General features: G+C 40.9%; 13 protein-coding genes and 1 tRNA gene. 5 read left to right on the top strand and 9 right to left on the bottom strand.

The window, feature by feature from the left end; genetic code table 11:
- Positions 1–715: 715 nt before the first annotated feature.
- Positions 716–1,000 (top strand): DUF427 domain-containing protein, encoded by a 285-nt coding sequence (locus V7K67_RS06115; protein ID WP_334706982.1) that lies wholly within the window; start codon positions 716–718, stop codon positions 998–1,000.
- A gap of 692 nt (positions 1,001–1,692) precedes the next feature.
- Here the strand turns inward: V7K67_RS06115 and V7K67_RS06110 are convergent.
- The 6 genes from V7K67_RS06110 to V7K67_RS06085 all read right to left on the bottom strand — a co-directional run bounded on the left by V7K67_RS06110 (position 1,693) and on the right by V7K67_RS06085 (position 10,368).
- Entirely contained in the window at positions 1,693–1,911 is a 219-nt protein-coding gene (locus V7K67_RS06110) for a hypothetical protein (protein ID WP_335165643.1), read from the bottom strand.
- Between the two features lie 477 nt (positions 1,912–2,388).
- Positions 2,389–5,403, bottom strand: coding sequence for a hybrid sensor histidine kinase/response regulator (locus V7K67_RS06105; protein WP_335165639.1), 3,015 nt, complete (start codon positions 5,401–5,403; stop codon positions 2,389–2,391).
- A 91-nt stretch (positions 5,404–5,494) separates the two neighbouring features.
- Entirely contained in the window at positions 5,495–8,299 is a 2,805-nt protein-coding gene (locus V7K67_RS06100) for a methyl-accepting chemotaxis protein (RefSeq protein ID WP_335165632.1), read from the bottom strand.
- 59 nt (positions 8,300–8,358) lie between these two features.
- The gene (locus V7K67_RS06095) at positions 8,359–8,856 is read right to left on the bottom strand and encodes a chemotaxis protein CheW (RefSeq protein ID WP_334730143.1); all 498 of its coding nucleotides are present in this window, start codon (positions 8,854–8,856) and stop codon (positions 8,359–8,361) included.
- A gap of 4 nt (positions 8,857–8,860) precedes the next feature.
- Positions 8,861–9,238, bottom strand: coding sequence for a response regulator transcription factor (locus V7K67_RS06090; RefSeq protein WP_190890190.1), 378 nt, complete (start codon positions 9,236–9,238; stop codon positions 8,861–8,863).
- Positions 9,239–9,300: 62 nt separating this feature from the next.
- Complete coding sequence (locus V7K67_RS06085; protein WP_334730142.1) at positions 9,301–10,368, bottom strand: response regulator; 1,068 nt, start codon at positions 10,366–10,368, stop codon at positions 9,301–9,303.
- A gap of 689 nt (positions 10,369–11,057) precedes the next feature.
- Between V7K67_RS06085 and V7K67_RS06080 the strand changes: the two genes are divergently transcribed.
- Positions 11,058–11,741 carry an HAD family hydrolase gene (locus V7K67_RS06080; RefSeq protein ID WP_334730141.1) on the top strand — a complete coding sequence of 228 codons (684 nt, stop codon included), beginning with the start codon at positions 11,058–11,060 and terminating at the stop codon, positions 11,739–11,741.
- Between the two features lie 92 nt (positions 11,742–11,833).
- Here the strand turns inward: V7K67_RS06080 and V7K67_RS06075 are convergent, their stop codons facing one another.
- The 3 genes from V7K67_RS06075 to alr all read right to left on the bottom strand — a co-directional run bounded on the left by V7K67_RS06075 (position 11,834) and on the right by alr (position 14,097).
- Positions 11,834–12,319, bottom strand: a complete 486-nt coding sequence (locus tag V7K67_RS06075; RefSeq protein ID WP_334730140.1) for a hypothetical protein — start codon at positions 12,317–12,319, stop codon at positions 11,834–11,836.
- A gap of 401 nt (positions 12,320–12,720) precedes the next feature.
- A tRNA-Leu gene (locus V7K67_RS06070) sits at positions 12,721–12,802 on the bottom strand.
- A 107-nt stretch (positions 12,803–12,909) separates the two neighbouring features.
- Positions 12,910–14,097, bottom strand: coding sequence for an alanine racemase (gene alr / locus V7K67_RS06065; RefSeq protein WP_334730139.1), 1,188 nt, complete (start codon positions 14,095–14,097; stop codon positions 12,910–12,912).
- 713 nt (positions 14,098–14,810) lie between these two features.
- Between alr and V7K67_RS06060 the strand changes: the two genes are divergently transcribed.
- The 3 genes from V7K67_RS06060 to V7K67_RS06050 all read left to right on the top strand — a co-directional run bounded on the left by V7K67_RS06060 (position 14,811) and on the right by V7K67_RS06050 (position 17,982).
- On the top strand, positions 14,811–15,308 hold the full coding sequence (locus tag V7K67_RS06060; RefSeq protein ID WP_069070622.1) for an HNH endonuclease: 498 nt from the start codon (positions 14,811–14,813) through the stop codon (positions 15,306–15,308).
- 739 nt (positions 15,309–16,047) lie between these two features.
- Positions 16,048–17,331 carry a DHH family phosphoesterase gene (locus V7K67_RS06055; protein ID WP_334710509.1) on the top strand — a complete coding sequence of 428 codons (1,284 nt, stop codon included), beginning with the start codon at positions 16,048–16,050 and terminating at the stop codon, positions 17,329–17,331.
- Between the two features lie 180 nt (positions 17,332–17,511).
- Positions 17,512–17,982 carry a DUF29 domain-containing protein gene (locus V7K67_RS06050; protein ID WP_335165627.1) on the top strand — a complete coding sequence of 157 codons (471 nt, stop codon included), beginning with the start codon at positions 17,512–17,514 and terminating at the stop codon, positions 17,980–17,982.
- Positions 17,983–18,037: the final 55 nt, after the last annotated feature.

The raw sequence follows: 18,037 nt of genomic DNA, 5'->3' as shown, positions 1-18,037 counted from the left end.
AAAGGGTTTGAGATAATTGACATTCGTAAAATGTCTAGGGAAAGTATTAGAGTTGACGACAGTGTTTATTGATGGTCTATTGTGATTCTTGGTCGAATGCAGGCTAGTAATTTTAGGCATAGAATTAATCCAAGCAACAATATATGGAGAATTTATCAAGTTTATGAGTTTCATAGAGTTATCCTCAATTAGAACAAAGTGCAATCAGTATTCTCTAGTTATAGAGTCCACTGTTTTATTAATCTCAACCTTTTTACGATCAGTTAACCTGATAGGCTGATTTGTTAATTACCCAAATGGGAATTTAGAGAAGGTTTAGTAATAACTTAAAAAATGCAAAGATATTCTAAATAAGATCCTTAACTTGGAAGCATTTCTAGAAGGTACGTTAGCCTAGCTCGCCGCAGGTATCGTTTATTTATCTCTCTTCTAGACATTTTTTATTCAAGCTATAAACCAAAATCCAACTTTGTTTTGACTAATTAAATTTCCATATCAATATGCTATAAAATCTTCTCGGTAGAAGCAAATGCTTTTAATTTTCAAATCCATAAATAAAAGTGATTATAATTAATAGATAAAATAAAAACCTGTAACCCATTGCCTCTTCGCGACTTCTGAACTCTTTTGGCAGGGCAGCAGGTTCTATAAATTCACTACAAATAAGCTGATAGTGTCAAAATGTTATGTGTATAGTTTATTTACAAAGTCATTTATGCCAAAAGCAATTTGGAATGGTGCTGTTTTAGCCGAGAGCGATAATACTGTAGTTGTAGAAGGCAACCATTATTTTCCTGTTGACACCATTAACAAACAGTACTTCGCAGAGAGTAACACCCACACTACTTGTCATTGGAAAGGTGTTGCCAGTTACTACAGTATCGAAGTTGATGGGCAAATCAATAAAGATGCTGCTTGGTATTATCCCAGCACCAAGGAGAAAGCTAAGAATATTGAAGGTTATGTGGCCTTCTGGAAGGGTGTAAAAGTTGAGGCTTAATAAAGGTTCCTGAAAGTATTTTTGTTTCAGGGAATTGATATTATGTCCTAAGACAGTTTTGGGCGATTGGAAAGACACTGTTGGTCAACTCTTGATGGGTTTGACCCCTCACCCCTAAAATCTTGGTTTGGCGTTGCTTTCCCGCCCTGAAATAAATTTCGGGCTAAGAGCTACTGTCCGTTGAAACGGACTAAAATCAAGAGCAATTGCAATGATCAGTTAGACCCCCTATCAATTCGCCAACAGTATCTTGGAAATCGCGGCTACACAAACAAAGTCCACCTACGCGGACTAACTAAAAATCAAGCTTCCTAACCCACGCAGGTGGGTTTTGTCTGTATAGCCGCGACTTCTAGTCGCCAAGACTAGTAATAATTTAGACTTTTCAAACATCCTCTTAAATAGTGCGATCGCACTTGGTTCGAGTACTATTCTCGAAATTCGGATTAATTTGTCAAAATTCAAAAAGTCTGAGATATTAGTCTTACATCTTGTAACTGAATATTAATCATATTCCGGTACTTTTTGGCTAAAATACGCAGATTACGTTTAAATTTAGCAGTGGCTTCAACTTGAATCAAAGGTGGTTCACTCTGCATCAATACCTTCCCACAAATGCTTCTTTTCTAATTCATCTAGTAAATATTCTTCTAAGCCTAGCAGATAGTGTTTAAAGCTTTCAACAAGTTCAACTAGTTGAACTCTATCCCTACACAGTTCAGCCAGCCGCGATTTAGTGCCAATTTCAGCAGCGAATTTTCATCATCAATATATCGGCAGAGTAATCCTATTAACTTGCCACCTAGCATCCATGTAGCATCACCAAGATTTTCGCCGATTTTCTCTTGTGCTTTAGTCCAAAGTGTAGTTGCGATCACAGTAGCAACAGCCGTCAGTGTTACAGTTACCATAAATTCACTACAAATTGAGTTTATGTAGAAATTATTTCAATTGACACAATATAGTATGACGCAAAAGCTAGGGGATTATGAGTGATATAAATCAGTCTTTTAACCCACGGAGGTGGGTTTTGTCTGTGTAGCCGCGACTTCTAGTCGCCCCAGGGTACCAATTCAATTAATGATTGCAACACATCCTTGGGTAAAGACGCGATTCATCGCGTCTCTACAAATGGTCTGTTTGTCGCATTCTTTTTCAAATTGTTATACAATGGTGCGTTAACTTTTGGCGTAACGCACCCTACTGGCGTGGCAAGCCTAAAGTTGTGCATTAGACGTAGGTTGGGTGGAGCGGAGCGCAACCCAACATATATCAGGATGTTGGGTTACGCAAAGCCTCCACCCAACCTACAATTTTTTTTTTGCAACATTTTAGCCTTGCCACGCTACTACGAAAATATCTAAAACCTAATTATGAATTATCAATTTTTAATTAGACGCTACCTTTGCTGCCACAGGGTGAATTATTTCCTCCAGCGTTTGGAGTAATTCTTGCTCATTATAAGGTTTAGAAAAGTAAGCTCGCGCCCCTAATTGCATAGCCAATTGCCGATGTTTATTACTACTACGAGAAGTCAGCATCGCAACGGGAATATTTTTTGTATCAACGTCTGAATTTACCTTACCTAAAAAGCCATAACCATCAAGGCGAGGCATTTCAATATCACAAATTACTGCCTCAACTCTCAATCCACTATGGAGTTTTTCTAAGGCATCTTGACCATCTTTAGCTTGCTCTACTTGATACCCTCCTTTTTCAAGGGTCAGCGCTAAAAAGCGACGAACATTAATCGAGTCATCTACGATTAAAATTGTGCCTTTCTGCTTAACTGAAGCTGCTGACATTTTCTCTTCATCAAATATGAGGAACGGTGTTTTTAACCTTGCTGATGGTAGTTGAGTACCTCTGGGAGTCTTCCGATTTGTAGCAATCCAATACAATAACTCATTGACATTCACTAGTGGTACAACTCGACCATCACCGAGAATTGTGCAGTTGCTGAAACCTTCAGGTAAAGGTATATTTCCTTCGACTTGGCGAATAGCAACTTCCTGTTCACCCCAGCAACGGTCTATTTGGATCGCTACTGGCTGATTATTACCTTTGACCACTAACACGCTATTAGCATTAATTGCTGCCGGGGTTTCTAACTCTGAAGTATCGTAGCGCAGACAATTAAACTCTAAATAACGAGTCAGGCGAATCAGTGGTAGCATTGTTCCTTGCCAATTTAGGACTTCACTACCTGCCATTTGGAAAACTCGCTCGTCTTGGAGTAAGGATATTTCTGAAATGACATCTGTAGGAAATGCCAATAGCATTTTGTTGATTTCTACTAGTAGAACTCGCGCAACCGAAAGGGTAAATGGTACTGATAGGGTGAAGGTAGTACCAACTCCTGGTTCTGTATCAACTTTCACATCTCCTCGAATCAGTTTGAGGTTGTTACGAACCACATCCATACCAACACCGCGACCAGATAATGCTGTAACTTGCTCGGAGGTGGTAAAACCTGGTTCAAAAATTAGTGATAACAGTTCTTCATCACTAGCATTCGCGAGTAGAGAAGCATCCAATCCCATAGCTAGGGCGCGGGTGCGAATTTTCTCTAGAGAAATACCCCAACCATCATCACGGATAGTAATGAGTGTGCGATTACTGCGGTGAGTAGCTGTAATTTCAATTAATCCTTGTTCTGGTTTACCCAGAAGGCGGCGGGTGCTAGAGTCTTCGATACCATGATCGAAGGCATTCCTTAACAGGTGCATTAAAGGTTCATTTAATGCTTCTAAAATGCTGCGTTCAATTAAAGTGTTGCCACCTTCAATTTTTAACTGGACATTTTTCCCATACTCTACATTTAAATCGCGCAAGGCTCTAGGAAAACGTTCAATTAAATCAGACAGTGGCCGCATCCTGATGTGATTTAGCTTTGTTTGTAATTGTTTGGATGTTTTGTTTAATTTCCGAGCAATATTGTCTGTATCATCTACACTGAGTTGCACATCAGTTGTGACTTCCTGTACCTGAACAATGGTTTCCATAACTTCCTGCGATCGCAGGTTTAAATCGTTATAGCGATCCATTTCTAAGGTATCAAATTCCCTGTCTGTGTCTTGTGCTTGATGACCATTTTCAGCTTGTGCCCGTACCCCAGCAGCTTGAGTGGAAATTTTTTCGTAAGCTATACGTAAATCTTGGTTTTCGCGGTCGAGAACTTGGACTCTCTGGTTAAGGTTACGAACGAGTTTGCGTAATCTTTCTAGGTGTGAGTTTAACCCATTACGTTGAACAATCAGTTCGCCAAATAAATCATTAATTTGCTCTAGTTGTTTGCTAGGAACTCTAACGCTATTTTCATGAATTTCCCGCTCTTTTACAACGCCAGTTTGCTCTCCTTTGCCTTCGCCAAATTTGGCATCGGCAGAATTATCTTCTCTAGAAAAGATGGTATTATGTTCGGTGACATTGACACCATTTACCTCGTCGGCAAATTCTGCATCTACGAATGTAAAATTTGCTGCAATCGCTTCATCTTTAATCCAAGCTTCGGGAGTTATTTCGGCTTGCCAAACTGCTGTTGAAGCTGCTTCTGTGTCGAGGATATCTGTGGGGAGAAGCTGCGGTATTATTTCTGCTGGTAATAGTAGCTGGGATTGCGTAGAACTACCCAAGTTAATTTCTGTAGGCAAGTTATCTAATTGATTTGTCAGCACTAAAGCTTGCGATCGCCGCCATGTTTGCAATGCTAACTGGGCAATTTCGGGAATGCGCTCGCTACTAACAGTTTCCAAGTGCTGCGTTACTGACTCACAAAGCTTGCTAAAAGCTGGCAACTGGAGCATTTCTCCTAAACCACCCAATTCAGCTGCCATGATCACAATTTCTTCATGCAATCCCGGCTGTTCGCTATCTGTCAATATAGATTCTAGGCGTTGCAAACACTCTTCTACTTCTGTGGCAAATAGCAAGGGGATAACGTCTTGGCCATCCTCTGGGGATAGCATAGTTGAGGCATCCTCAGGGGTGGGGTCGCCTAAGCGATCGTGCAACTCATCAAAAATTGGATAACAAAAAGTTGCTAACCACTGATCTTCAACAACATTCCCTTCGGCAAGTAATTCTACAATCTGACGCAGCCAGTCAACTCCAGATAGCAATAAACTTTGTAACTGAGTATCAATTTCTAAAGAATTTTTTTTAGTTTTTAAAACTTTAAAGGAATCTTCGAGACGGTGAGATAAATCACTGAGCGATCTAAATCCCATCATTCCCGCGCCACCTTTAATAGAATGAGTGGCCCGGAGTGCAGCATTGATTTTATCTAAATCGATACGGTTACTAGTATCGATTTCCAACAATACCCCTTCTAAGGTATTTAAGTAATCAGTTGCTTCTTCCAGAAATTGCATCTGGATTTCTAATTCTTTGTCTTGTGACATGGTTTTTGTTAATAATTGTTGGGCATTGGGCATTGGGCATCGGACATTGGGCATTGGGCATTGGACAAATGACAAATGACAAATGACAAACTTAACTAACTTTGAAAGCCTCGACAGTCTCTTGTAACTGCTGCGAAATTTCCACAGTTTGTTGCAGAGATTCAGAAACTTGGCGAGAAGAATCGCTGGTACGTTGTGATATAGCAGCGATATCTTTCATGAATTGGCTAACACTTTGGGATGTTTCAACCTGAGATGCAGTTGCAGTGGAAATTGACTGCACCAAGGAGTCAATTTGAGACGATACATCCAAAATTTCACTCAGACTTTGTTTAGCTTCCTCCACAATGCGAGTTCCTTCTACCACTTGGGTAGTGCCTATTTCCATCGCCTGCACCACTTCACTGGTTTCTCGTTGGATATTTTCAACAATTTGTTCAATTTCTTGGGTTGCTGCGGCACTTCTGACTGCTAGTTCGCCGACTTCTTCCGCCACGACGGCAAATCCTTGACCTTCTTCACCTGCACGTGCTGCTTCAATACCGGCGTTGATGGCAAGCAAGTTTGTTTGAATAGCGATTTGGTTAATTAAGGAAACTACGCGAGAAATTTGTTGCGAAGATTCTCCCAAACGCTTCACTTTTTTAGCAGTTTCACCAACAGTTTCCCGCAAAGACAGAATATTTTGTACTGTCAAATCCATTGCGTGTCCGCTCTTAGTAGCGGTGTGAGCTGCATGGTTGGCAACAAAGGCAGCTTTTTCGGCACTTTCGGCTACGGCTTTCATGGATTGAGTCATTTGGTCAACAGCATCCAGGGTGCGGTTGATTTCGGCAGCTTGGGTTAGCGCTTCTTCTGCTAAGTGGCGGATGGCTCCTTCGTTAGAGCCAATGGCACTATTGACATGGATGGCAGCTTGTTTAACTTGGGTAACAATATCCCGCAGGCTTTCCACAATGGAGTTGAAAAAGTCGGCAACAGTGCCGATTTCTCCGGCGGTTACGTCTGCACGCACTGTCAAGTCGCCTCTAGCTGCACCTTCTACATCGTTGAGTAGTTGTAAAAGTTGTTGTTGCAGTGTTTCATCTGAGCCACTTACAGTAACATTTTTGACTTTTTCTATTTCTTCTAATAGCTTGGCTTGTTCTAAGGCATAGCCGACTTGAGTTGCTATTTGTTGAAATAAGTCAATTTCTGGCTGTTGCCACACACGAGGAGTTTCGCAATGATGAGCAATTAATAAGCCTAAAAGTTTCTCTTGAGCCAGAATTGGTGCGATTAAATGAGCTTTGACAGCAAATTTTTCCAAAAGTTGGATGTAACTGTCGGCATTTTTCAAGTTTTGGTCTTGATGAATGTTGGCAACCGCTTGCACTTCTCCATCACGATCAGTTTTTAGATAATGTTCTCGGAAATAGGGATCATCAATTTGCACTCCCAGCATTTCCGGCCAATTACCAGTTAACGATTCCGCAACGACAGCGCCAGCTAAAGTATCTGGATTCAGACTATAAATGATTACCCGGTCTGTTTTTAGCGATCGCTGAACTTCTTTGACTGCTGTATGATAAATATCTTCAGTTTTCAGAATTTTCCGAATCTGTAGGGTAATATCTGCTAGTAATTTTACCCCTTCAACGTCTAGTTCCTGTTCCTTAACTAAGACCTGCAATTGTTCGGCCATCTGGTTGATATTTGCACTCAATACCCCTAATTCGTCTTCTCTTTCGATTTGCAGACGGGTATTGAATTTACCTTGACCTAGTTTTGCTAATGCCGCAGTGGCATTGAGAATTGGCTGTGTAGTCAGTTTCGCTAACTGAGATGCGATGGCAGCTACAATCAATGCTGTCGCTGCTGTACCGATGGCTATAATCCACAACAATTGTCTTTGCGGTTCAAATACAGTTGCGGTATCTGTAGATAAAAGTACTTGCCAGTTTAAATCAGGTAAGCTATCTACCGTACTATCTGGTACGTAGCTGACTAATTCTTGTTTTTTCTGAGTTTTCGGAACTTCTATAAAACTATTTACCTTTTTAGCTGCCAGCAGTTTCGGTAAACTAGAATACTCTTCCTTGGCATCTCTCCCCAATAATTCCTTTTGGGGACTCAAGAAAACTGTTCCCGAAGCATCGAGCAGCTGGTATTGTTGGCCATTGGCTACGTAGTTTTTGATGACTTCCTCTAAAGATTTTACGGGCATACGTGCCTGTACTACGCCAATAGTTTGCCCCGTCCTTGTCTCTTTCACAGGTGCAGCTAGATAAATGCTCACTACACCAGTACTTTTTGCTGCTTCCGGTTTACTGATAACAGGAGTATCTTTTTGTAAAGCGTCTTGAAAATAGGTACGATCTTTTTGATTTTCCAGGGGTTCGCCTGTGGACTGCACAATCAAGTTACCTTGGCGATCAAAAACAGCAATACTGTCATAAGCTTTGTAGGCTTGGACAATACGATCCAGGACTGCTTGCTTTTGCTGGGTAGTGACACTAGTTTGGGGACTTGTCAAAAATAGCAAACTTGATATCACCTGAATATCACCGTAGCGTCCCAGCATAAAGCGGTTAACTTTATCACTTAAGCCAGTGGCTTCGGCTTGTTGAGATTGGGTAATTTGCTTAGTAATAGATTTGTTGGCAAAACCAAAAGCGATCGCGCCGATGCCCAATACTGGTATTGTACCGATTGCGATCGCTAAAATAGTCGCTTTCTTAACCAATCCCAGCCTTGTAAAAAAGGCAATACTCTGATTTGAAGAAGAATTATTAACACTTTCAGTAGTCAGCTTAGTTGGTAGCTTTACTACAGTCCCAATGGCTTTTTGGGATGAAATCAGTGATGCTCGGTTTTGAGCGCCATTACCTTGATTCGTGTTGGTTTTATTAAACATAAAAGTAGCTCTCCTAAGTATGTGAATAAGACACTAAAAATCTTTTTTAGTAATACACCCTAATCACTGCGGAGAATAGAAGATTGTACAATCGCCTGTGCATCTAATACCAGTAATATTTCTTCCTGTTGCACAACACACCCACATAAATAAGGAACTAAACTGGATGCCACTTGTCCTATGGGAGAATGAATATCATCAACGATGAACTTGGTTGTACCTTTGATTTCTTGTACAACTAAGCCTAACACTAATGATTCCAATTGGATAACGATCACATTGTACTGTCGCAGTCGATAATCTAGGGATTCTAAATTGAGCATTCTTGGCAAATCAACTACCCAAATTATCCGACTCCGCCAATTCATCAATCCTAATATGCAGGGCTGCATATTGGGCATTGAGGTGATAGATTCAATGGGCACAAGAATAGCTTCTTGTGTATGCCTTATTGATAAAACAGCAGTAGTTTGTTGATTTAGCTGAAACTTCAGATAACCATCTACTAAGTTATTTTGGGTTGTTTTTTCAGGAAGAGCAATGTTTGTACTAGTCATTGATTCAAATTACCACTGATTTAATAGTACGTAGGAGATGTTCGCGGGTATAAGGCTTAGTTATATAGGCATCTGCACCTTGTCTCATCGCCCACAAACGGTCAATTTCTTGATTTTTAGAACTACAAACCACAATTGGCACTTTTGCAGTAATTGGATTTCTTCTTAGATAACGACACAATTCAAATCCACTCATTTCTGGCATAACGACATCAGTAACGATCGCATCTGGTTTTTCTAACACAGCCTTTTCTAAACCTTCTTTTGCACCACTTGCCTTAATTACGTTGTAACCACTTTCTTTGAGATAATGACTCATTAATTCTAATTCGCTGGGAGAATCTTCTACAATCAGAATCGTGCCAAGCAAAGTCAGGCTCACTATTAAATCTCCTAAAAAAATAAATTAAACGTATTTTGTTATTTTTATTTGCCTTGTTGAAATCAACCAAGATGCTTGAAAACCATTTTTAGCAATTCTGATTGTGTAAAAGGCTTGGTCAAATATCCTGACGATCTGACAATTTTAGCCTTTGCTCTGTCGATAAATCCTGTTCTACCAGTCACCATAACGATCGGTGTATTTTTAAAAGCTGAATGTTTCCGTAATAAAGAACATAGCTCGTAACCATCTAAACTTGGCATTTCAACATCTAGCAAAATCAGATCGGGTTTACTCCGCAGAATTTGCATTAAAGCTTTTACCGGATCGTTGATCATCACAACTGAAAATGTGTTTTCATCCAAAAAGTGTTTAATGGAATTCAAAACCGTTTGGCTATCATCAATGCAGGCAATTGTATATAATTTTTTGCCAACAGTTGGCTGACTAATTTTATTATTCTCAGGAATATCAAAATTGATTGGTATCGGTAATTTTTGTCCAATTTTTATTTGCAGTTGTGGCTGAACTTGAGTCGGTTGTGTTGCAGCCAAAACTTGGGAACCCCCACCAGCCGGAATTGATGACTGAATATTTTGCCGATTTCTTAATTGCTTTTGACAGTGTTCAACAAGTAACCGTAAATCCAGGCGACAGAACTTTGGTAATTCATCCAAAGAGCTTTCAGGACTAAATTCATAGCTACCTTCTTTTAAACACAGAAATGATTCCAGCACTTCTTTTGCTAATTCGTCTATCAGGCTTCCTGCTTGCACAGAGGTAATATAGTCCTGATTTACTAGCCAACAAATAGCTTGGTAATCAGCATTTGGTATTGATTGATGTTCATTCTTCGTCTCAAACATCAGCCGCATTTGCACGCGAGTGGCGCTGTTGAGAGCAGGAATTTGCTGACTCAATCGCCGCAAGTGACTGTCAAGGCGCTCAAACAGTTTATCTGAATAGGAGGCATAAGTAAGTTTACCGTCCTCTAGATAGATTGACCAAAAAACTATCCCAGTAAATATGCTTAAGCACCCTGTAGCACGCCGACTGGTTAATTGTGCCAACAGAGATAGCGGATGTAGTTTCTGGAACAACCTGTAGCTACCTATAGGAGTTGTGCTCATTTTGCTTTTACTTCAGCTAAATTCGATACGTGTAAGCTAAATTCGTGCAGAGTTATTCCACAAATTAAAGTTAAGTAAAAGGCTTCAAATTTTTGTATTTTAAAGTACACAATTTTGACCTCTAGGATTTGTGGTGAAACTCAACGAAAGCCGCTTTATATTCAAATGCTCAAATCTCAGTAAATTCGTAAATTGTTATTAATTTACTTCCTGTTACTGAGATTTATAAACATTCTGGAAAAATAAGACATAGAAATGTCAAGACTAGATGAAGCCACTTTCCATTGAGTAACCCCATTCTGACCACAGGAATAATACTGATTTTCTTAAAATAATATCTTTGAACTTATGTATTTACACTTAAGTAAAATCTAGTCTTTAAGGATATGAGTACTAAATGAAGCCACTTTTTATTAATTACCCCATTCTGACTACAGGGATAATACTGATTTTTTTGACAAAAATAAAACAGAATTCAGAAGTCAGGAGTTGAAATATTTTAAGTTGGATTTTATACTAAGGCAAGACTTTACTGCTTTGGCAGAGATGTTTGCCCAAAAAATTTGCGCGATCGCCTGTTTTCTCCTGATTACTCTTACTATATTGATTTTGCAGTTGCTTGATAAAAACCCGCCATTGACAGGTAATACAATAAAATGACAAACCAATGACAAAAATTGAGTAACATTATGCGTTATTCTGTATTGGCCACTGACTACGACGGTACACTAGCAACTGACAATGATGTAAATGAAAATACTTTGGCAGCGCTTTCACGTCTGCGAAGTTCTGGTTACAAACTCATCTTGGTGACAGGTAGACAGCTAGATGAGTTACTGCAAGTTTTTACACAAGTAAATTTATTTGATTATGTAGTGGCAGAAAATGGCGCTTTGTTGTACTCACCAGCTAGCCGTGAGGAGAAACTATTAGGTTCGCAACCATCACCAGAATTTATTAAGGCATTGCGCGATCGCCAAGTCAAGCCTCTGTCAGTTGGTCGTGTAATTGTCGCTACTTGGCATCCCCAAGAAACCATAGTTTTAGAAACTATCCGCCACTTGGGATTAGAATTGCAAGTCATATTGAATAAAGGTGCGGTGATGGTGCTACCATCAGGAATTAATAAAGCCACAGGGTTAGCCGCTGCTTTGGAAGAGATACAGTTATCACCTCAAAATGCAGTGGGGATTGGCGATGCAGAAAATGACCATGATTTCCTGAGTGTTTGTGGTTATTCTGTAGCCGTTGCCAATGCTTTGCCGACACTCAAAGAACGTGTGGATTTTGTGACTAATGGTAGTCGGGGGGATGGTGTTATAGAACTAATTGAAAAACTTATCAACTCAGATTTAGCTGAATTTAAGCATTAATTTGAGCAGGTTTATGCAAAGAAAAAAGGAGAGTATTGCTACTCTCCTAATGTAATATGAGTGAGTGATAATTTATTTTTTTAATTTATTTTTTAGTGGTAAAGCCTCGCTTGACGTTCACGCAATTCACGGGTACGTTGTTCACGAGCTTGACGTTCACGTAATTCACGGGCGCGTTGTTCACGAGCTTGACGTTCACGTAATTCACGGGCGCGTTGTTCACGAGCTTGACGTTCATGTTCAGCTTTGCTATTATTAAAAGCTACAGTATTACCATTAAAATGATCGCGATCGGATTTAAATTCAGCAGCATTAGCATTTTGAGAAAGAGCAGCAATTGAAGCAGCTGCTAATAAGCCTCCAAGAAGAATAGATTTAAAGCGGTTCATATATTCTGAAATCTCTCTTGTATTACTTGATTTGTACATTCTCAATGTAATCGAAATAATCAGGTATACGCCTGTATATAAAGTCATGTTGAAATAGTTACTTTTGTCACTAATACTAATATTTTGCGATCGCCCGCCTGAAAGCAAACCAAACCATTGCTCATAGTGCGGTGCTGCACCGAACGACAAAGCCCACCCACAGGCTAAATTTTCCTCTCAAGAAAAGGCGGTGGTAAGAGCAGATCACAGTAATTACCACAAGAGACGATTATCTTCAGATTTGGTATCACACAATAACTAAGTACAGCCCACCACAAAAAGAGTATGGAATTGAATCATTCGTAGGTTGGGTGGTAGCAAGATCCCCGTAGGGGTACGTAGTGAAACCCAACATCAACCCTCGATACTTCCGAACCCCTTTTATGGTGACGTGTACTAAGCGATCGCAAAGCTAAAAAACACAGATAATAATCTTCATTACGCCAGCAAAATCTAGCTCTACTGACCTTCGTGCTAGTAGTTGATGACGAATTTATTCATAAAATTACTGCATGAACCTGTTGGCTCATGCAGTTTTTGGTAATTAAGAGTGCGGATGAAAGGACTTGAACCTTCACTCCTTTCGGAACTAGAACCTAAATCTAGCGCGTCTGCCAATTCCGCCACATCCGCATCAGTTTACTATCATACCATAAGAAATTATTTATGGGAAGAGGGAATTGGGAGTGGGGAACCAGGGGCAGAATAACAATGCCCAATGCCCAATGCCCCATGCCCAACTACATAACCGCAACACGAGGCAGACGATGCTTAAACCCACAGAGAATTTCCCAGGAAATAGTATTTAATTGTTTTGCCCAATCATCCGCTGAAATTTTTTCTTTTCCCTGTTCCCCTAGTAAGGTGACTACTTCTCCTTCTTGGATATTAGGTATGGCACTCACATCCAGCATCAATTGATCCATTGTAATTGTCCCGATTTGCGACACTCGCTGACCGCGAATTAACGCCTGCATTTTGTTGGAAAGACCGCGAGGAACACCGTCAGCATAGCCAATACCGACGACGGCGAGGCGAAGTTCACGCGGGGCAATAAATTTATGACCGTAACTAACAGCTGTTCCTGCGGCAATTGTTTTAACCTGGGTGACTCGTGCCCTCAGTTCCAAAACGGGCTTGAGGTCGATCGCATTTTGTAAATGCGGTGCTGGGTAGAGTCCGTAAACGGCTAAACCTACTCTCACAATGTCGTAGTGCAATGCCGGATTTGTGAGTGCGGCGGCTGAGTTGGCCAAGTGCAAGCAGGGCACTTGAATTCCCATTGCTTTGATTTGAGCGATCGCATCCTCAAATCGTTTATGCTGTTCTTCCATTGCCGTCGTATCAAGATCGTCTGCTGTTGCCAAATGGGAATAAATACTAGCAATAGAAAGATGTGGTAAGCGCTGGACTAATTGCACAAATTCGCCAGCTTCTTGCCAATTAGTTCCCAACCTCGACATTCCCGTGTCTAATTTGATATGTACGGGTACTGGAGAACCATAATTCATGGATTCTAGGGTATCAGAAAATACTAAGGCTTGTTTAGGGCTACAGAGTGTGGGCTGGAGTTTCCAATGTGCGATCGCATGAATCTGTTCTGGTGTATGAGTTGCCCCTAAAATCAAAATGGGCGCTTGAATCCCGCCTTCTCGCAATTGAATAGCTTCTGGAACTGTAGCCACTCCCAGCCAACTAGCTCCCGATTGGATTACGGTTTGGGCGACTGTCACCGCACCATGTCCATAGGCATCAGCTTTGACTACTGCCATCAGCTGGGTACGCGGCGATAAAAACCGTACCAATTGCTGTACATTGTACGACAACGCCCCTAAATCAATTTCTACCCAAGCTCGTTGCGAAAACCACGCGTAGGTGTCGCACTGCTGATCGGGAACTACACCAGGGATTCCTTTGCCACTTAACATTTATACTGACTCCTATCCCACCACGGCTAAACTTTCAAGTTATCTATCTATACACGCTCCTAAAAGCGAGATCAGATTAAATAGGAAGTTTAACCTTCATATTGGAATGGATACAAGATGTTGCGGCACTAAAGTAAAAGTTAGGAGTTAGAAGTTAAAAGTTAGGAGTTAGAAGTTAAGAGTGAGGAGTTAGAAGTTAAGAGTGAGGAGTTAGAAGTTAAGAGTGAGGAGTTAGAAGTTAAGAGTGAGGAGTGAGGAGTTAGAAGTTAAGAGTTAGAAGTAAATCTTACGGCTCAACTTTTCACTCCGTTTTTCTCTACGAGACGCTGCGCGATTGCGTTAGCACACGTAAGCTTATTCGCATAATGTTAGAAATTTTACTTCTAGACTCCAAACTCCAAACTCCAAACTCCAAACTCCAAACTCCAAACTCCAAACTCCAAACTCCAAACTCCTAACTCCAAACTCCTAACTCCTAACTCCAAACTCCTAACTCCTAACTCCTAACTCCAAACTCCAAACTCCTAACTCCAAACTCCTAACTCCAAACTCCTAACTCCAAACTCCTAACTCCTAACTCCAAACTCCTAACTCCTAACTCCTAACTCCTAACTTAATTTCCAAATTCTCCCGAAAGTATAATTTATTCTCATCTCCCTAGCAGGGTGTATTTGTGTTAATATATTGTAAAACTCATACCCTGAGCGCAAATAATGGGGAAGGTTTTAGTCTTAAACGCCTCTTACGAACCTCTCAACATAACGAGTTGGCGTCGCGCTGTAGTTCTTTTAATCAAGGGCAAAGCAGAACGCGTGGAACACAACGGTAAATTTCTGTACTCGGATTTCCCGTTGCCGACCGTGATCCGGTTGCGTCATTATGTACGCGTTCCTTATAAAGAAATTCCTCTGACTCGCCGAAATATATTGCACCGTGATGGTCATGCCTGTCAATACTGTGGTTACACAGGTGATGAGTTGACCCTAGATCATGTAATACCGCGATCGCGCGGCGGCGGGGATACTTGGGAGAATATTGTTACCGCTTGTGTCCGTTGCAATGTCAAAAAAGGCAGTCGGACTCCCCACGAAGCTCACATGCCTTTGCGTCATCCTCCCCGCCAACCTTATAGCAGTCTCTATTTCGAGGTCAGCAAGCATCTTAAGAGTGGACTGCATACAGAATGGCAAAAGTATGTTATAGGTCTTTGAGCAAAAAAAAGCAGAGGAACAGAGGGGAAAGAGCCAATAACTAAAGTTATGGAATGTTAAAAAATTGGCGGCTGTATAGCTTGCAACGAAGCGGAGTGCTTCAACGCTCGCTCAAGCCTCTAAATTTGTGTATGAATTTTCCCTTTGCTCCTCATCCCTGCCTTGAAAGTGATGAGTGATGAGTGCTGTTAGCGGTAGCGGGGCGTTTAGCCCGTGCTGAGTAAAAATACCAGTCCCCAGTCCCCAGTCATTCTTTCACCCTCCTGCCTTGTGCCTTTTTCCATTAGGCTTCGCTCTGAACGATCGGAATTTTCAAAGGGGATACAAACACACATTGTTCATCAAAAAAAAATAATTGTTAATTGCTTAATAGTCACAATAATGAGAATATTAAGCATAAGAATATTTAAAATATCAAAGACTAATCCTAAAGTATAAGATAGAAAGTATATCCTAAGTCAGAGAAAAATCCCACCGATCAAATTTACGCAAGAGAAAAAAGCCACTAAAACAGATTTATGCTGCCAGATACAGCCCGATATACTCAACTTACTTGCTGTATGCCCTTTAGTGGAATTTAGTTGATGTTAAGCGCTGTTACTGACAAAAAATATACTTAGATGTATAGTGCAATGTCTTGATATTTTTGCGAAGATCATAATAATGTGGCTAAATTCAGTGAATTGCTGCTCGTAGTATTTCTGAATTAAAGGAGCCTCACACTTTAAAAAAGTTCCCTATGTACTTTAATTCTCCCGTTACTCAGTTTGAGAGTTTGTCGTTGACCACAGAGCCAAACCCAGAGGAACCTGAAATCGAGAAAGCGCCAGTGGAAGTTGCATTTAAGAGTCCGCCATTATCACCATCGGTAGGTGATGGGGCTATATATCTCAATCAGCGTGGTAATTCGCTGGCACAACAAAAGTCAGAAGAACTGCAAAAAACCCTTTTGGCACACCGACACGATCGCCAACTGGTAATTCTGCAAGATTTTCCCGATCCTGATGCCCTCTCCTGTGCTTGGGCCTATCAGTTAATTGCCCAGCAATATGATATCAAATGTGAAATAATTTATGCTGGTGCATTGAGCCATCAAGAGAATATTGCCTTGGTAAGACTGACGAACTTACCGATCCAACGCTGGACAATTCAAACCTTGAAAACCAAAGATTTGTCATGTTATCAAGGTTTTGTCTTAATTGATAACCAGGGAACCACTTCACAGCTACTTTCATCGGTGCAGCAAGCTAAAATTCCCCTAGTAGTACTCATCGACCATCACAGTATCCAAGGCGATCTCCACTCAGAGTTTGAGGATATCCGTCCTTACGTAAGAGCAACGGCAACAATTTTTACTCAATACCTGCAAACAGGATTATTGGCATTAGATAGCAGCATAAATCAACACGTCAAATGTGCAACTGCCTTGATGCATGGCTTGCGATCGGATACAAATCGGCTGATGCAAGCGCAAGAAGAAGACTTTATGGCGGCGGCGTATTTAAGCCGATTTTATGACGCTCAACTGCTGAATGCCATTTTACAGGCTAACCGTTCCAAGCGGGTAATGGATGTGATCGAGCGATCGCTAAAAAATCGCATCGTCCAAAATAACTTTTCCATTGCTGGTGTTGGTTACTTACGCTATGAAGACCGCGATGCTATCCCCCAAGCTGCTGATTTCCTCGTCACCGAAGAAAACGTTCACACTGCCGTAGTTTACGGTATTGTTCACGATGAAGACGAAGAACTAGAAATAGTCATTGGTTCCCTGAGAACCAGTAAACTTACCCTTGACCCCGATGAATTTATCAAAGAAGCCTTTGGACAAGATAGTGCAGGGCGCTTTTTCGGCGGTGGAAGAACAAGCGCAGGTGGCTTTGAAATTCCAATGGGCTTCTTATCTGGCAGCAACGAAAATTCCGCTTATGCGAAAATGAAATGGGAAGTATTCGACGCTCAAATTAAGCAAAAATTGCTGAGGTTAGTTAATCCCAGAGACAACCCGATTCAGTCAGAGTAGAGGGAACTCAAGGAGACGCGGAGAACTCCTAACTAATGCAGCAGTCAAAGTGTTTGTTTAGATAGCATCCCTTCCCGATTTTTGATAAAAGTCGGGAATTTGGATTTTATGACGAATGCTCAACTAAATCAAAGTTAACTTGCGCCTACCTATTTATTTGCTAAGAAGGAAAGGAGCGCCATGAAGTCTATAAAACTCCAAATCTTACAAACTCTGTATGAGCAAGATTTTTATGCTTGGGTAGAGCAGACAGCAGAGCTTTTGCGATCGCATCAGTGGGACACGCTGGATTTAGAACACTTAATTGAGGAAGTGGTGGACTTGGGTAAAAGCCAACAACGGACGTTGCAAAGTACGTTGCGGTTGGTGTTGTCGCATTTATTGAAGTGGAAGTATCAACCAGAACGTCGTAGTCACAGTTGGCAAGTTACCATTACCCGTGAGCGACTGAATATAGATGAATTGCTGCAAGAAAGTCCTAGCTTGCGGCGTTTTTTAAATGATGCCGAGTGGATTAATACTACTTATCAGCGATCGCGACGAGAGGCAATGGTGGAAACTGGTTTATCAGAAGATAACTTTGCGATCGCTTGTTCGTTTTCTGTCGATGAGATTTTAGACTTAGACTTTTATCCTAACCCTGACGAATAACCATGTAGAATTTTTGTATAAGTGTAGATATGCTCAATATGATGAGTAATCATCT

Source organism: Nostoc sp. (assembly GCF_036917155.1).
In the GTDB taxonomy this organism is placed as follows: domain Bacteria; phylum Cyanobacteriota; class Cyanobacteriia; order Cyanobacteriales; family Nostocaceae; genus Nostoc.
The sequence above is the reverse complement of the archived record's forward strand: the minus strand, read 5'-3'. Positions and strand labels throughout refer to the sequence as shown.

What these genes read in the sequence shown, in the direction of transcription:
- V7K67_RS06115 (WP_334706982.1), top strand. Translation starts at nt 716, where the DNA reads ATGCCAAAAGCAATTTGGAATGGTGCTGTTTTAGCCGAGAGCGATAAT.
- V7K67_RS06110 (WP_335165643.1), bottom strand. Translation starts at nt 1,911, where the DNA reads ATGGTAACTGTAACACTGACGGCTGTTGCTACTGTGATCGCAACTACA.
- V7K67_RS06105 (WP_335165639.1), bottom strand. Translation starts at nt 5,403, where the DNA reads ATGTCACAAGACAAAGAATTAGAAATCCAGATGCAATTTCTGGAAGAA.
- V7K67_RS06100 (WP_335165632.1), bottom strand. Translation starts at nt 8,299, where the DNA reads ATGTTTAATAAAACCAACACGAATCAAGGTAATGGCGCTCAAAACCGA.
- V7K67_RS06095 (WP_334730143.1), bottom strand. Translation starts at nt 8,856, where the DNA reads ATGACTAGTACAAACATTGCTCTTCCTGAAAAAACAACCCAAAATAAC.
- V7K67_RS06085 (WP_334730142.1), bottom strand. Translation starts at nt 10,368, where the DNA reads ATGAGCACAACTCCTATAGGTAGCTACAGGTTGTTCCAGAAACTACAT.
- V7K67_RS06080 (WP_334730141.1), top strand. Translation starts at nt 11,058, where the DNA reads ATGCGTTATTCTGTATTGGCCACTGACTACGACGGTACACTAGCAACT.
- alr (WP_334730139.1), bottom strand. Translation starts at nt 14,097, where the DNA reads ATGTTAAGTGGCAAAGGAATCCCTGGTGTAGTTCCCGATCAGCAGTGC.
- V7K67_RS06060 (WP_069070622.1), top strand. Translation starts at nt 14,811, where the DNA reads ATGGGGAAGGTTTTAGTCTTAAACGCCTCTTACGAACCTCTCAACATA.
- V7K67_RS06055 (WP_334710509.1), top strand. Translation starts at nt 16,048, where the DNA reads ATGTACTTTAATTCTCCCGTTACTCAGTTTGAGAGTTTGTCGTTGACC.
- V7K67_RS06050 (WP_335165627.1), top strand. Translation starts at nt 17,512, where the DNA reads ATGAAGTCTATAAAACTCCAAATCTTACAAACTCTGTATGAGCAAGAT.